This is a genomic window from Mesorhizobium sp. B2-4-15, assembly GCF_006658505.1.
Lineage (GTDB): Bacteria > Pseudomonadota > Alphaproteobacteria > Rhizobiales > Rhizobiaceae > Mesorhizobium.
The window spans coordinates 342,175-355,175 of sequence record NZ_VFUZ01000001.1; the positions used below are offsets into that span (position 1 = coordinate 342,175).

Genomic DNA, 13,001 nt, shown 5'->3' on the forward strand with positions numbered 1-13,001 from the left:
TTTCGGAACCGGTAGGATCGCGGGGACTTGTCGTGCATGTCGTTGCCTCAAAGTCCGCTGGCCCTTTTGGGCGAGAGACAATCAGGCAGGCCGGGCGCCAAACGTGTCGCGAAACTCATTATAGAGATCGCGGCGCCAACGCCGGCCACAGACATAACCGTTGATCAGCTCCGGAAGCGAATAGCCAAGCGCCTTCGACGAGCGGTTGGCCATGTAGCCATCGAAGGCCTCCGGTATCCGGCCCCTGAGAACATCGGCAATGATCTGCCGCGAAACCATGTAGGGCGGGATGTGCGGATAGGTGTGGGCGATATACGGATGCTTGTCCATCAGGTTCGCATAGGCTTCAACATAGCCGCCGCGGCGGCGCGAAATCGAATTCTGCGAATTGTATTTCGTCCAGTCGATATCCCTGGACAATTGCGCGCCGCACCGCCGCGCCAAGCGCAGCAGCAGCTCCCGGTCCTGCATCCTGGTAATGTCGCTGTCATAGCCGCCGATTGCCAGCAAGGCCTCGCGGCGGGCGGTTATCGCGGATCCGGCGATGAAGATCGTCTGCGCCACAAGCGTCCGCTCGAGCATCATGGGGCTCACGAAGGCCTCGGGGTTGACGCAATTGGTGGCGCGGCCGCCCTTCACGGAAACATATGAGCTGATCAGCACTTCGAGCGCCGGATCTTCATCGAACCGGGCCAGGGTGCGCTCAAGCCGATGCGGCAGGTAGACGTCGTCCGAATCAAGGAATGTCACCACCGGTGCCCGCGCACGCTCGATTCCGGCATTCCTCGCGGCGTTGGCGCCTCGCCATTTCGCGCCGACATAGATCAGCCGCGGATCGCTGATGCGGGCCAGCGTCTCCTCCGTGCCATCGGTGGAACCATCGTCGACGACGATATGCTCAAGCTTCGGCATGCTCTGGGAAAGCACGCTTTCCACGGCACGCAACACCGTTTCGCGCCGGTTGTGGGTCGGCGTGATGACCGTGATGAGGGGAGAGTATTCCATCTTCCCGGTCATGCCGCGTCAGCCGGTTCCAGCGCAACAATGCGCGTCCTGCCAGTTCTTTCGATCTTCAGGATGGTCAAATGGATCGGACGTCCCCCTTCCGTGATCCTCTTCGTATTCGTTCGAAGGGTACAAAAACCAGCCGCCCATGTCACCCCCATCGCACCGAGGCTCAATCCGCGAGGAGTGACGAATTCCGTGCCGAGCGCTTCAAGTGCAACACCATCGCCGCCCGCCATGCTTGCGAACCGCCGAAGCGAAGATGGCGCTGGCTCGAAAATCCACACAAGGCCATGGATATTCTGGGATAGGAACGATTGCGGTTGCTGTTTTGGTGCCGTCGGTTTTGCGCGTGAATGTGTTCATCCGCCCGCAAAGTCGGGCAGAACTTCAATCTCGTCACGGACAAGACCCGCGGCCAAGCTGAACTGGCCCCAAAATGCCAAACTGTAGAATGCCAGGCCGACAAGCAGCGACATTGGAATTTGCCAGACCGGCATTCCCGTCTGCCGGGCATGCCGTATGACGCGCCGTGCTGTACGCCAGGACATGGTCAGCCACCGGCTGAACGACTTTGCGATCCGGCGGCCACGACGGGGACTCCCCAGTTCTCTAAATTTCCGGTCGGCATCGCGGCCGGTCACCAATGCGCGCCAGCGGAAGAATCGCCAGCCGCGCGGCGGATGATGATAGACGCGCGCATTGGTGCTCACGAGCTTGTGGCCGTCGCGCTCAAGCGCACGCATCAGGAGCGTACAGGAAACCTTGAAACCATTGTTTTCGGGAAAGGGGTGATTGGCAATCCAGTCGCGGCGAAAAGCCACGTTGTTGGCGTTTATCGCCCGTTTCGAAGCAAAGCGGGTGTCCTTTTGCGCCATTGGGAAAAACCAGATCAGCGCAAACGTTCTCGACATGAAATCGTCGTAGTAAAGGTAGGTGTAACCATTTACAGCGACGGTCGCTGGATCTTGAAATGGACCGAGCATGGCTGAGAGCCATCCAGATTCCACGACCGTATCGGAGTCTGTAAAGATGACGACATCGCCATCGGTTGCTGGAATGCCGTTGTTCTTAAGGTCGTAGTACCGTCCGCCGGGGCATGCGGCGAAGATCAAGTCGGCTACCTGCTCCAGCTGCGATGCCGCAGATGCGATATTGCTTCTCAGCAAAAGTGTATCAGCATCGTCTCCGCCATGGGAGATAACGACCTGTGGCCTAGCAAAACCCAGCGAAGAAACAGCGCCGATTTCGCGCGCCAAGGCAGTCAGCCCGACGCTGACCTCTTCCAGGTCGACCGACCTGGCGTTCTCCATTTCCAGGACCAGGGAATAGCTCGGGGAATTTAGCGGCACGATCCAAGAGATCCCGTTACAGCGTCAAGAATTCAAGCAACCCCTTAGGAGCACGAAGAAATCCAGATATCAACCATTATCGCTTCAGCAAAAATACTGCCTGTTGGCCAAAGAAATTCCAGAACCACCAGGGCATCGACAGGCCGATCCTTTGACCGTTGGCGTCGAGCGCGGTTGCCTTTTCCACCGTCGCGCCAAGCTCCTCGCACAGATTGACGAAGTCGCGGATGGTGCAGAAATGGATGTTGGGCGTGTCGTACCAGGAATAGGGCAGGTCCTTGGTCACCGGCATGCGGCCCTTGACGAACAGCGACAGGCGTACCCGCCAATGGCCGAAATTGGGGAAAGACACGATCGCCCGGTTGCCGATCCTGAGCAGTTCGTCGAGCACCAGCTTCGGGTTGCGGGTGGCCTGCAGGGTCTGCGACAAAACGACGAAGTCAAAGCCCTTGTCGGGATAGAATTCGAGGTCCTTGTCGGCATCGCCCTGGATGACCGAGAGGCCGCGCGCCACGCATTCGTTGACGCCGCGCTGCGACAGTTCCAGCCCGCGGCCGTCGACCTGCTTGGTGTCCTGCAGCAATTCGAGCAATGAGCCGTCGCCTGATCCGACGTCGAGCACGCGGGACTGGGGTGGGATGAGGTTGGCGACGACCTCCAGGTCGACACGCTGGCTGCCGTTGACGCTCATGAAGTCGCCTCCTGTGCGGCGCATGATCCCGGACGGACAAGCCCGCAATTCTCCTGGGTCATGCGCTCAGCCCCCTGGCGCGCGCCGCCGAGCCTATGAAGCCGTTGATGGCCGCGAACAGTTCCGGCTCGTCGAGCAGGAAGGCGTCATGGCCGCGATCGGTCTCGATCTCGACGAAGGACACCGAGGCGCCGGCTGCGTTGAGCGCGTGCACGATGGAGCGGCTCTCCTCGGTCGGAAACAGCCAGTCTGACGTGAAGGACACCAGGCAGAAGCGGGTCTTGGTGCCGGCGAAGGCGTCCGCCAGCCTGCCGCCATGGTCGGCGGCGATGTCGAAATAATCCATCGAGCGGGTCATATAGAGATAGGAATTGGCATCGAAGCGATCGACGAAGGTCATGCCCTGGTGGCGCAGATAGCTTTCGATCTGGAAGTCGGCATCGAAGCCGAAGGTCAGCGCTTCTCGATCCTGCAAGTTGCGACCGAATTTTCGGTGCAGGGCGGCTTCCGAGAGATAGGTGATGTGGGCGGCCATGCGCGCCACCGCCAGCCCCTTTTCCGGGCGCTTGCCATAGTCGAAATATTTGCCGCCATGCCACTCCGGATCGGCCATGACGGCTTGGCGGCCAACCTCGTGAAAGGCGATATTCTGCGAGGAATGGCGGGCGCCGGTGGCGATCGGCAGCGCTGCAAAGACGCGCTCGGGATAGCTCGACGCCCATTCCAGCACCTGCATGCCGCCCATCGAGCCGCCGAGCACGCAGAACAGTTTCTCGATGCCGAAATGGTCGATCAGCATCTGCTGCGCACGCACCATGTCGCGAATGGTGATGACCGGCAGGTCGAGCCCATAGGGTTTCCCGGTGGCGGGATTGGTCGAAGCCGGGCCGGTGGAACCAAGGCAGCCGCCGATGACGTTGGAACAGATGATGAAGAAACGGTTGGTGTCGATGATCTTGCCGGGGCCGATCAGCACTTCCCACCAGCCCGGCTTGCCGGTCACCGGATTGGTGTTGGCGACATGCTGGTCGCCGGTCAGCGCATGGCAGACAAGGATGGCATTGGAGCGGGCATCGTTGAGCGTGCCATAGGTCTGGTAGGCGATCTGGAACGGCGACAGCAGCGTGCCGGCGTCGAGCTTGAGCGGCTTGTCGGGCCCGAAACGCAACACCGGGCTCGACGGCTGGTCGGCCTCGTTGTTGGTCTTTCCTGCGCGCTGAGCGGCCATCACGTCTCTCTTGCTGCACCGAGCGCCGCCGATGCGTTCGTCCGGCCGGTCACGGACAACAAAAAACCGGCATTGCCTTCGCAAGCCGGTTACGTCACGCAAACGGCCCTTTAGCGAATTGTTTAACGTGGCTGCAAGCCGACCGGCCAAATCACCACGGAAGTTCGCTGCTGTTCTAGAACTCGCCCGCCTTGCCGTCAATGCCGGCCGCTGGCCCCACTGCCGCCTCTCGACATTGCGGGCCACGACTTGTATTTCCGCTGCGGCCTTCCGATGAAGGCATTTTCGACGGATTTTGCAAAAAATGAACCAGACACCGGATCAGGCACGTCCAACCCCGCGCGCGGGCATCATGGCCATAGATGCCTATGTGCCCGGCAAGAGTACGGCACCCGCCGGTGTCGCCAAGGTCCACAAGCTGTCGTCGAACGAGAATCCGCTCGGCCCGTCACCAAAGGCCATCGAGGCCGCCCGTGAGGTTGCCGCCAGGCTCGACATCTACCCCGATGGCACCGCGAGGCGGCTGCGCGAGGCAATCGCCGAAGTGCATGGACTCAACCCCCAGAACATCATCTGTTCCAACGGCTCCGACGAGATCCTCGGCCTGCTGGCGCAGACCTATCTGGCGCCGGGCGACGAGGCCATTTTCACCGAACACGCCTTCATGGTCTACAAGATCTACATCCAATCGGCCGGCGCCACGCCGGTCGTGGTCAAGGAGACCGACGAACGCGCCGACATCGACGCGATATTGGCCGCCGTCACGCCGCGCACGAAAATCGTGTTCCTCGCCAATCCCAACAACCCGACCGGCACCTATGTGCCATTCCAGGAGGTGCGCCGCCTGCATGCCGGCCTGCCAAGGAATGTGCTTCTGGTGCTCGACGCGGCCTATGCCGAATACGTCCGCCGCAACGATTATGAAGCCGGCATCGAGCTGGCCGGCAGCGCCGAGAACGTGGTGATGACCCGCACTTTCTCCAAGATCGGCCTGGGCGGGGCACGAATCGGCTGGATGTATGGGCCGATGCACATCGTCGACGCCATCAACCGCGTGCGCGGCCCCTTCAACGTCAACGCCACCGCGATCGAGGCCGGCATCGCCGCGATCCGCGACCGCGCCCATATCGAGCGCAGCGTTGCGCACAACGAGACCTGGCTCGCCTGGCTGAGCGACGAGATGACCGGGCTTGGGCTGCGGGTGACGCCCAGCGTCGGCAATTTCATCCTCATCCATTTCCCGGACGACCAGAAGCATTCCGCGGCGGCGGCCGACGATTACCTGACCGCGCGCGGCTATATATTGCGGCGCGTTTCCGGCTATGGCTTCCCGAACGCGCTGCGCATGACCGTCGGCACCGAAGAGGCCAATCGCGGCGTCGTCGCCGCGCTCACGACATTTCTGAAAAGCTAGAACGCCAAAAGCTGGAACGCCATGACATCACCGATGTTTGAAAAGATCGCGCTGGTCGGCATCGGCCTGATCGGCTCGTCGCTGGCCCGCGTCATCCGCCGCGAGGGCCTGGCCCGCCATGTCGCCATCTCGACGCGCAGCGCCGCCACGCTCGAGCGGGCCGAGGAACTGGGCCTCGGCGATTCCTACACCACCGACGCGAAGGAAGCGGTCCGCGACGCCGACCTGGTCATCGTCTCGGTGCCGGTCGGATCATCCGGCGCGGTGGCGCAGGAGATCGCGCCGGCCCTGAAGAAGGGTGCGATCCTCACCGATGTCGGCTCGACCAAGGCCTCCGTCATCGCGCAGATGCAGCCGCATGTGCCCGACGGCGTGCATTTCATTCCCGGCCACCCGTTGGCGGGTACGGAAAAATCCGGGCCGGATGCAGGCTTCGCCGATCTGTTCGACAACCGCTGGTGCATCTTCACGCCGCTGCCGGACACCGATGCGGGTGCTTTGGAACGGCTGTCGGAATTCTGGCGCCGTTGCGGCACCAACATCGACACGATGGACCCGCAGCATCACGACATGACGCTGGCCATCGTCTCGCATTTGCCGCACATCATCGCCTACAACATCGTCGGCACCGCCGACGATCTGGAGTCGGTGACCAAGACGGAAGTGATCAAATATTCCGCCTCCGGCTTTCGCGACTTCACGCGTCTGGCCGCCTCCGACCCGACCATGTGGCGGGACGTGTGCCTCCACAACAAGGATGCCATCCTCGAGATGCTGGCGCGGTTCTCGGAAGATCTGGCGTTCCTGCAGCGGGCGATCCGCTGGGGCGACGGCGACAAGCTGTTCGACCTGTTCACCCGTACCCGTGCCGTGCGCCGCTCGATCATCGAAGCGGGCCAGGACATCGACGCGCCCGACTTCGGGCGTCAAGCGGTCGAGCACCCGGCGAAAACATAGCAGGTTCTCAGGCTTGGGCGGGCCAGTGGGCCTCCATCATTGCCAGCGTCTCGGTTCGCTCCGGCGCGCCCAGCCTACCGCCGAAGCGCTGGCATTTGAGCGCGGCGGCCGCACTGGCAAAGCGCAGGGCGTTCTCTATCGGCATGGCTTCCGCCAGTCCCACCGTAAAGGCGCCGTGATAAACGTCGCCTGCGGCCAGCGTGTCCACCACTTTGACCTTTGGCGTCGCGACATGGCGAACAATTCGGGTCGAGCGGTCGAACCACCATGTGCCTGCCGCGCCGCCGGTGACGGCGACGAAGGCATCGGTGCGGGAGGCGAGTTCATGGCAAGCGGTCTCCAGGTCCAGCGCCTGGCCGCATATGATGCGGACCGCCGGTTCGGAGGCGACGATGTGAGAGGCTAGCGGCAACAACTGCTCCAGCACCGCCAGCGGCGACGTATCGGCGTCGAGAATTGCCGGGAGGCCGGCAGCGCGTGCCGCCTTGAGGGCAAGTGCCGCCGCACCCGGCCAGCGCACGTCGACCAGCACGGCATCGAATGCCGTCACGTCGGTAAACGGCAGCGTCTCGGGATCGGCCTGGGCCCGGCTGTCATAGAACGGCACGATGATGCGTTCGCCATGCGCGTCGACAAGGATCGATGCCAGCGCCGAGCGGGCGCCGCCGACACGGCGCACGTAGCTGCAATCGACCCCTTCGGCCTCGATTCCGGCAATCAGCTGATCGCCGGCCGGATCGTCGCCGGTGCTCGCCCATAGCGACACTTCGGCGCCGAGGCGATGCGCGGCGCAGGCTGCGCTCGCGGCCATGCCGGAGGCGATCTGGACGCCGTCCGATGCGATGAACTTTCCCTGATGGCCGGGCAAGGTCTCGACCCGCAGGATCATGTCCAGGGTCAGCGCTCCGACACTCAGGAGCTTCACGGGTTTTGCCATGGCAGCGCTATTGCACCGGCTTGATCTTGCCAAGAGGGATGAAGCCGAGTGCTGCCTTGCCCTTGACCACCTTCAGCGGCATCGACGGTTCCTTGCCGAGCAGAGCGAGAGCGGCAAAGCCCTGTTCGATGGCGTTCTTCTGTTCGGGTATGGCGCTGGCAAGAATGGTCGCCACGGCTTTCGGATCCTTGATCCTGATCATCAGCTCGGCATCGACCAGGCCTTCGGCGTCAACCGACAGCGGCCCAGACACGGTAACCCGCGCCGTGCCCGACGACAGGTCGAGGTTGCGGATCTCGATCTTCTGGCCGCGCAGGCTCTTCACCTGCGTTCCGATCAGCGCGACCCCATTCTTCAGCGTGGCGTCGCCGCTGGCATCGAGCGCCGGAAGCACGCGCCCGCCGATCGCGTCGGGGTCGATCTCGAGATCGGTGAAGCTGCCGACGTAGTCGACGTCCTGGCCGTTCGGCTGCAACTGGCCTGATGCCTTGCCGGCGCTGAACAGTTCCACCGGATCGGTGTCGTCGGCCGGATCGGTCTGGCCGGACAGGCCTTCCGCCTGCAGCGAAATGCGCCGGGGCAGCGGCCATGACAGTTTGACGTTGGCCTGCAGATTGTCCCAGTCGATCCACAGCGGCACCATGCCGGGGGCGGAGGTCCTGAGCGGACCGCGCAGATCGGCGACCGGGGACAAGGGCTGGATGATCTGCGCGACGGCATTGAAGGAGCCGGACGAGGCCGCGATGTTCTTGGCATCGTCCTCGTAGGCTAGGTTATCGCAAGAGACGGTAAAGCTCAGGGGATAGCCGCTGACCTGGAGATTGGCGCAGCCGGCCTGGATGCCGCTCTTGTTGAGCGTGGCGACCGCCTTGTCGGCTTCGGTCCTGACCCTGTTGGCCAGGTAGAACCAGCCGGCGCTGTAGATGGCGAACAGCACGACGACGAACGCCGCAAGCCACCACAGGCGGCGACGGTTACCAGGTTGGCGTTCGTCACTTGACGTCATGCTTCGGCTCTCATTAACGCATGGTTGTTGTGGACGGACTCTCGATTCCGACAACAGTAGGTAGACAGAGATAGGTAGACGGAGACGGGCGGAAAAAACACCGGTCTCCAGTGCGGTGTTGCCATTCTTTTTGCAATCAGGCGCGGCGATATGGGCGATTTTTGGGTGTTTGGCTATGGTTCGCTGATCTGGCGGCCGGGTTTCGCACATATCGAGACACGGCGCGCGCACCTGCACGGCTATCGCCGCTCGCTCTGTGTCTATTCCTTCGTGCACCGCGGTACGCGCCAGCGGCCCGGACTGGTGCTCGGTCTCGACCATGGCGGTTCCTGCGTCGGCCTTGCATACCGTGTGCCCGGCGATTTGCGCGACGAGGTCATTGCCTATCTGCGCGAGCGCGAACTCGTCACAAGCGTCTATCTCGAGCGTACGCTCAAGATTCGGCTCGACGGCGGCGATATGGTCGAAGCGGTTACCTACATCGTCGACCGCAAGCACGAGCAATATGCCGGTGCGCTGGCAGCCGCCGATGCGGCGGCCGTGGTGCGCGGCGCGGTCGGCCAATCCGGCAACAACGAGGATTATGTCTTCAGTACTCTGAAGCATCTGGAAGCGCTGGGCATCCGCGATCATTGGCTGGAGGATGTTGCGCACCAGGTCGCGCCTTTGTGAGCCTTGGCTCGGCGGAAAAAGGCCGCCAGGGCTTTGACCTCGATGGGTCAAGACCTAGGTTAGGCTCCGAACCCTCAGCCCGCGGGCGACATCCGCCCCGTCCCCAACCATCACGGAGATCCGCCTTGCAGAAACGCCGTCTCGGTCGCACCGACCTTTCCATCGCGCCGCTGGTCCTGGGCGGCAACGTCTTCGGCTGGACCGCCGACGAGAAAACCTCTTTCGACCTGCTCGACCGCTTCGTCGGGGCCGGACTCAATGCCATCGATACGGCGGACGCCTATTCGCGTTGGGTCCCGGGCCACAAGGGCGGCGAGTCCGAAACCATCATCGGCAACTGGATGAAAGACCGCGGCAACCGTGACAAGGTCGTGGTGGTCACCAAGGTCGGCTCGGATATGGGGCAGGGCCACAAGGACCTCTCCGCCGCCTATATCGAAAAGGCCGTCGAGGCGTCGCTGGAACGCCTTCGGACCGATGTCATCGATCTTTATCTGTCGCACTGGCCGGATCCGACCACGCCCTATGAGGAAACCCTCGGTGCCTATGAGAAGCTGCTCGCCAAGGGCAAGGTCCGCCATATCGGCTGTTCCAATCTCGATGCCGGCCAGTTGCGGGCGGCACTCGATGTGGCGAGCCTGCGCGGCCTGCCGCGCTATGAGGTGCTGCAGCCGGAATACAATCTCTACGATCGCTCTTCGTTCGATGGGCCGCTGCGCGATTTGTGCGTGGCCGAGGATATCGGTGTGATTACCTATTTCAGCCTCGCCAAGGGTTTCCTGAGCGGCAAGTACCGCAGCGAGGCCGATCTTGACCAAAGCCCCCGTGGCGGCGGGGTGAAGGACTATCTCAACCCGCGCGGCATGCGCATCCTTGCGGCACTCGATGCGGTATCGGCCAGGCATTCGGCCAAGCAAGCGGAAGTCGCGCTTGCCTGGGCGATCGCGCGGCCTGGCGTCACCGCGCCGATCGCCAGCGCCACCAAGCCAAGCCAGATGGACAGTCTGATCAAGGCGGCGTCGCTGAAACTGACCGCCGACGATATCGCCGAACTCGACAGGGCCAGCGGCTGAAGTTTCCCGCGCCACCGCGCACGAACGTCCAAGACCACCCTCAAGTCTTGCCATACCGTCCTTCGCACGAGACAGGACGGAGGGTGCAATGGTCGAACCGCTTCTTTTGCAGCCGGACCCCTGGCGCCAGCTTATAACACTGGTGCTTGCCGCCACGGTCGTCATGGGCAGCCCGGGGCCGGCAACGATAAGCGTCACCGCCGCTGGCGCCGCCTTCGGCCTGCGCCACTCGTTGCGCTACACCTGCGGGATCGTGCTGGGCACGATCGCCGTGCTGCTGGTCGTGGCCACCGGGGTGACGGCGGCGCTTGCCTCGATGCCGAGGCTGGCGCTGTTGCTGGCCGCCGCGTCGGCGACCTACATCCTCTATCTCGCCTTCAGGATCGCCACGGCGCCGCCGCTGGCGGCACGCGCGGCCGAGGTGTCGCGCCCGACATGGCTGGCCGGGTTTCTGCTGGCGGTCGCCAACCCGAAAGCCTTCGTGGCGATCGCTGCCGTGTTCGCCGGTGCTTCTTCGAGCGAGGGCGATGCCGGGCTTGGCCTCTGGACGAGGCTCGGTGTTCTCGCGCTGATGATCGTTGCCATCCACGCCCTGTGGCTCGTCGCCGGGGCGGCGTTCTCAGGTATACTGCGCAGGCCGGCGGCCTCGCGGATCATCAATCTGGTCTTTGCCGCGACGCTGGTGCTGACCACGGCGCTGGCCGTGTTTGGCTGATTATTCGGCTGGAGCCTTCGCTTCAGGCTTTCGCGCCGAGATCCCGCAGCCTTTTCACCGCCGTCGGCGGCAAGGGCGGCGGGTTGGACGCGCGCGACGCTTCGACAAGAAGCTGGTCGCAGGCGGCTTCCGTCTCGCCGATCAGCCGCGCCATGAACTCGTCCTTGCTCAGGCCGGGCGGTATGGGCGGCAGGAAACGTGCCTTGATGGTGCCGGGATAGCGCAGGAATTTGCGGCGCGGCCAATAGAGGCCGGCGACATGGGCCACCGGCACCACCGGGACGCCAAGCTGCGTATAGATTTCGACGATGCCGTATTTATAGGCGGGTTCGTCGCCCGGCGCGCGGCGCGTACCTTCGGGATAGATGATCAACTGGCGCGGATTGCGCGCCATCTCTTCCTTGGTCGCCGCGACCACCGCCTTCAGGGCTTTGGAGCGGCTGCCGCGATCAACCGGGATCATGCGCATCTTCATGATGTACCAGCCGAAGAAAGGGATCCAGGTCAGCTCGCGCTTGAGGATGTAGAGCGGGTCCTGAAGGAAAGGGAAGAAAGCGATCGCGTCCCAGAACGACTGGTGCTTGGGCGCAAGGATGAAAGAGCCTTCGGGCAGGTTTTCCAGCCCGGTGATGTCGTTCCTCGTTCCGGCGATCTTGTCATAGAGCCACATGCAGGTGCGCGACCAGAATTTCGGCACAAACCAGGCGCGGTGACGGGGCGACAGGAAATAGTAGGGCGTCCAGAGGATCATCTGGACGATCAGATTGACGTAGAAAACGAAGTTGAACGCCAGCGATCTGACATAGAGCATGGGCGAGGTCCGGTGAGGAAGTGTGCGTTGGTTACACCAAGCGGGGGGAAAAAGGAAATGGCCCAGGCGTGTCCCGACCGAGCTGGAGCAAGGCCCGCCCGGGTGGCCGGCATAGGGTCCCGCTATCCCAATCGCGCCAGCCGCTCCTTCAGGCGCGGGGCGGCGAAGTCGAGGAAGGCCCGCAGCTTGACCGGCAGCAGGCCGTGGCCCGCATGCACCAGGCTGACGGGCCACGGTTCCGGCTCGAATTCCCCCAGCAGGATGCACAACATGCCCGACCGCACCGCGGCATCGACCTGATAGGAGAGCACCTTCGTCGGCCCGACGCCGGCAATCGCGGCATCGATCGCCGCTTCGGCGGTGTTGACCTGAAGCCGCGAGCGGACCGGAACCGTGACTTCCGTCTTGCCTCTGGCGAAGGTCCATTGGGCGGCGGAGGCAAGCCCCTCGAAGGTGACGCAACTGTGGGCGGCCAGATCGCCCAAGGTCATGGGCGTGCCGTGCTCGGCCAGATAGCCAGGGCTGGCACAGACGACGCGGCGGATCGCGCCGACGCCAAGGGCGACAAGGCTCGAATCGGGCAATTGGCCGATGCGGAGAGCGAGATCAAAATGGTCCTCGACCAGCTGTGTTATGCGGTCCGCCAGGGTAAGGCGGATGTTGACGTCGGGATAAGCGGCGAGAAAGCCGGTGACGACCGGCAGCACATGAAGGCGGCCGAAGACGACCGGGGCGGTGATGGCAAGTTCACCGGTCGGCGCGCTGTACTCGCCCGCCGCCGCGCGTTCCGCCTCGCCGACATCGTCGAGGATGCGTCGGCAGGCCGCAAGATAGGCCTCGCCGGCATCGGTCGGCGTCAGCCGGCGCGGCGAGCGGTTCAGGAGCCGGGTGTTCAGATGGCGCTCCAGATCCGAAACCTTGCGGCTGACGGTCGCCAGCGGAATGCCGAAGCGGCGGGCCGCGGCGGAAAGGCTGCCGGCCTCCACCACGGCTACAAAGAGTGACATGGCTTCGAGACGATCCATTACGGCTTCCAGAAAGTGGAAGGATAGGTTGCGAATATGCCATCTGCATTTAAATGATGGAAGGCCTTACATCTGATGAGACGGCTCGCATAGGCGGCCCTATTAACGAAGGAAC

The 13,001-nt window shown here is 63.2% G+C and carries 13 protein-coding genes and 1 riboswitch; of the genes, 5 read left to right on the top strand and 8 right to left on the bottom strand.

Annotation, left to right across the window (positions count from 1 at the left end; translation table 11 throughout):
* Positions 1 to 81 precede the first annotated feature (81 nt).
* From FJ930_RS01780 to FJ930_RS01795, 4 genes are all read right to left on the bottom strand, one after another.
* Positions 82 to 1,017, bottom strand: a complete 936-nt coding sequence (locus tag FJ930_RS01780; protein ID WP_141834106.1) for a glycosyltransferase family A protein — start codon at positions 1,015 to 1,017, stop codon at positions 82 to 84.
* Between the two features lie 350 nt (positions 1,018 to 1,367).
* Positions 1,368 to 2,357, bottom strand: a complete 990-nt coding sequence (locus tag FJ930_RS01785; protein ID WP_246676785.1) for a glycosyltransferase — start codon at positions 2,355 to 2,357, stop codon at positions 1,368 to 1,370.
* 76 nt (positions 2,358 to 2,433) lie between these two features.
* Positions 2,434 to 3,048: a methionine biosynthesis protein MetW gene (gene metW, locus FJ930_RS01790; RefSeq protein ID WP_141834108.1), complete on the bottom strand. Its 615-nt coding sequence runs from the start codon at positions 3,046 to 3,048 to the stop codon at positions 2,434 to 2,436.
* 58 nt (positions 3,049 to 3,106) lie between these two features.
* On the bottom strand, positions 3,107 to 4,276 hold the full coding sequence (locus FJ930_RS01795) for a homoserine O-acetyltransferase (RefSeq protein ID WP_141834111.1): 1,170 nt from the start codon (positions 4,274 to 4,276) through the stop codon (positions 3,107 to 3,109).
* Between the two features lie 90 nt (positions 4,277 to 4,366).
* Positions 4,367 to 4,444, bottom strand: a riboswitch (SAM riboswitch).
* Positions 4,445 to 4,580: 136 nt separating this feature from the next.
* On the opposite strand from FJ930_RS01795, the gene hisC reads away from it, so the two are divergent.
* The gene (hisC, locus tag FJ930_RS01800) at positions 4,581 to 5,690 is read left to right on the top strand and encodes a histidinol-phosphate transaminase (protein WP_140742820.1); all 1,110 of its coding nucleotides are present in this window, start codon (positions 4,581 to 4,583) and stop codon (positions 5,688 to 5,690) included.
* 21 nt (positions 5,691 to 5,711) lie between these two features.
* Positions 5,712 to 6,647 carry a prephenate/arogenate dehydrogenase family protein gene (locus FJ930_RS01805; RefSeq protein WP_181763250.1) on the top strand — a complete coding sequence of 312 codons (936 nt, stop codon included), beginning with the start codon at positions 5,712 to 5,714 and terminating at the stop codon, positions 6,645 to 6,647.
* 7 nt (positions 6,648 to 6,654) lie between these two features.
* Here FJ930_RS01805 and FJ930_RS01810 read toward each other — a convergent pair whose 3' ends face one another.
* Both FJ930_RS01810 and FJ930_RS01815 read right to left on the bottom strand, forming a co-directional pair.
* Positions 6,655 to 7,584 (bottom strand): sugar kinase, encoded by a 930-nt coding sequence (locus tag FJ930_RS01810; protein WP_141834117.1) that lies wholly within the window; start codon positions 7,582 to 7,584, stop codon positions 6,655 to 6,657.
* 7 nt (positions 7,585 to 7,591) lie between these two features.
* Positions 7,592 to 8,590 (bottom strand): DUF2125 domain-containing protein, encoded by a 999-nt coding sequence (locus FJ930_RS01815; RefSeq protein WP_141834119.1) that lies wholly within the window; start codon positions 8,588 to 8,590, stop codon positions 7,592 to 7,594.
* A 150-nt stretch (positions 8,591 to 8,740) separates the two neighbouring features.
* Here FJ930_RS01815 and FJ930_RS01820 point away from each other — a divergent pair, with 150 nt between their 5' ends.
* The 3 genes from FJ930_RS01820 (at position 8,741) to FJ930_RS01830 (ending at position 11,050) form a co-directional block, all read left to right on the top strand.
* Positions 8,741 to 9,262 (top strand): gamma-glutamylcyclotransferase, encoded by a 522-nt coding sequence (locus FJ930_RS01820; RefSeq protein ID WP_141834120.1) that lies wholly within the window; start codon positions 8,741 to 8,743, stop codon positions 9,260 to 9,262.
* 125 nt (positions 9,263 to 9,387) lie between these two features.
* Positions 9,388 to 10,335: an aldo/keto reductase gene (locus FJ930_RS01825; RefSeq protein ID WP_141834123.1), complete on the top strand. Its 948-nt coding sequence runs from the start codon at positions 9,388 to 9,390 to the stop codon at positions 10,333 to 10,335.
* Positions 10,336 to 10,423: 88 nt separating this feature from the next.
* Entirely contained in the window at positions 10,424 to 11,050 is a 627-nt protein-coding gene (locus tag FJ930_RS01830) for a LysE family transporter (RefSeq protein WP_141834126.1), read from the top strand.
* A gap of 22 nt (positions 11,051 to 11,072) precedes the next feature.
* On the opposite strand, the gene FJ930_RS01835 is transcribed toward FJ930_RS01830, so the two are convergent.
* Together FJ930_RS01835 and FJ930_RS01840 are read right to left on the bottom strand one after the other, a co-directional pair.
* A complete protein-coding gene (locus FJ930_RS01835; protein WP_141834129.1) occupies positions 11,073 to 11,861 on the bottom strand; it encodes a 1-acyl-sn-glycerol-3-phosphate acyltransferase in 789 nt (262 codons plus the stop codon).
* A 122-nt stretch (positions 11,862 to 11,983) separates the two neighbouring features.
* Positions 11,984 to 12,886 (bottom strand): LysR family transcriptional regulator, encoded by a 903-nt coding sequence (locus FJ930_RS01840; RefSeq protein ID WP_141834132.1) that lies wholly within the window; start codon positions 12,884 to 12,886, stop codon positions 11,984 to 11,986.
* Positions 12,887 to 13,001: the final 115 nt, after the last annotated feature.

Bases quoted from the DNA above. Each gene is read 5' to 3' on its own strand.
- FJ930_RS01780 (WP_141834106.1), bottom strand. From the start codon at position 1,017: ATGACCGGGAAGATGGAATACTCTCCCCTCATCACGGTCATCACGCCG.
- metW (WP_141834108.1), bottom strand. From the start codon at position 3,048: ATGAGCGTCAACGGCAGCCAGCGTGTCGACCTGGAGGTCGTCGCCAAC.
- FJ930_RS01795 (WP_141834111.1), bottom strand. From the start codon at position 4,276: ATGGCCGCTCAGCGCGCAGGAAAGACCAACAACGAGGCCGACCAGCCG.
- hisC (WP_140742820.1), top strand. From the start codon at position 4,581: ATGAACCAGACACCGGATCAGGCACGTCCAACCCCGCGCGCGGGCATC.
- FJ930_RS01805 (WP_181763250.1), top strand. From the start codon at position 5,712: ATGACATCACCGATGTTTGAAAAGATCGCGCTGGTCGGCATCGGCCTG.
- FJ930_RS01810 (WP_141834117.1), bottom strand. From the start codon at position 7,584: ATGGCAAAACCCGTGAAGCTCCTGAGTGTCGGAGCGCTGACCCTGGAC.
- FJ930_RS01815 (WP_141834119.1), bottom strand. From the start codon at position 8,590: ATGACGTCAAGTGACGAACGCCAACCTGGTAACCGTCGCCGCCTGTGG.
- FJ930_RS01820 (WP_141834120.1), top strand. From the start codon at position 8,741: ATGGGCGATTTTTGGGTGTTTGGCTATGGTTCGCTGATCTGGCGGCCG.
- FJ930_RS01830 (WP_141834126.1), top strand. From the start codon at position 10,424: ATGGTCGAACCGCTTCTTTTGCAGCCGGACCCCTGGCGCCAGCTTATA.
- FJ930_RS01835 (WP_141834129.1), bottom strand. From the start codon at position 11,861: ATGCTCTATGTCAGATCGCTGGCGTTCAACTTCGTTTTCTACGTCAAT.
- FJ930_RS01840 (WP_141834132.1), bottom strand. From the start codon at position 12,886: ATGGATCGTCTCGAAGCCATGTCACTCTTTGTAGCCGTGGTGGAGGCC.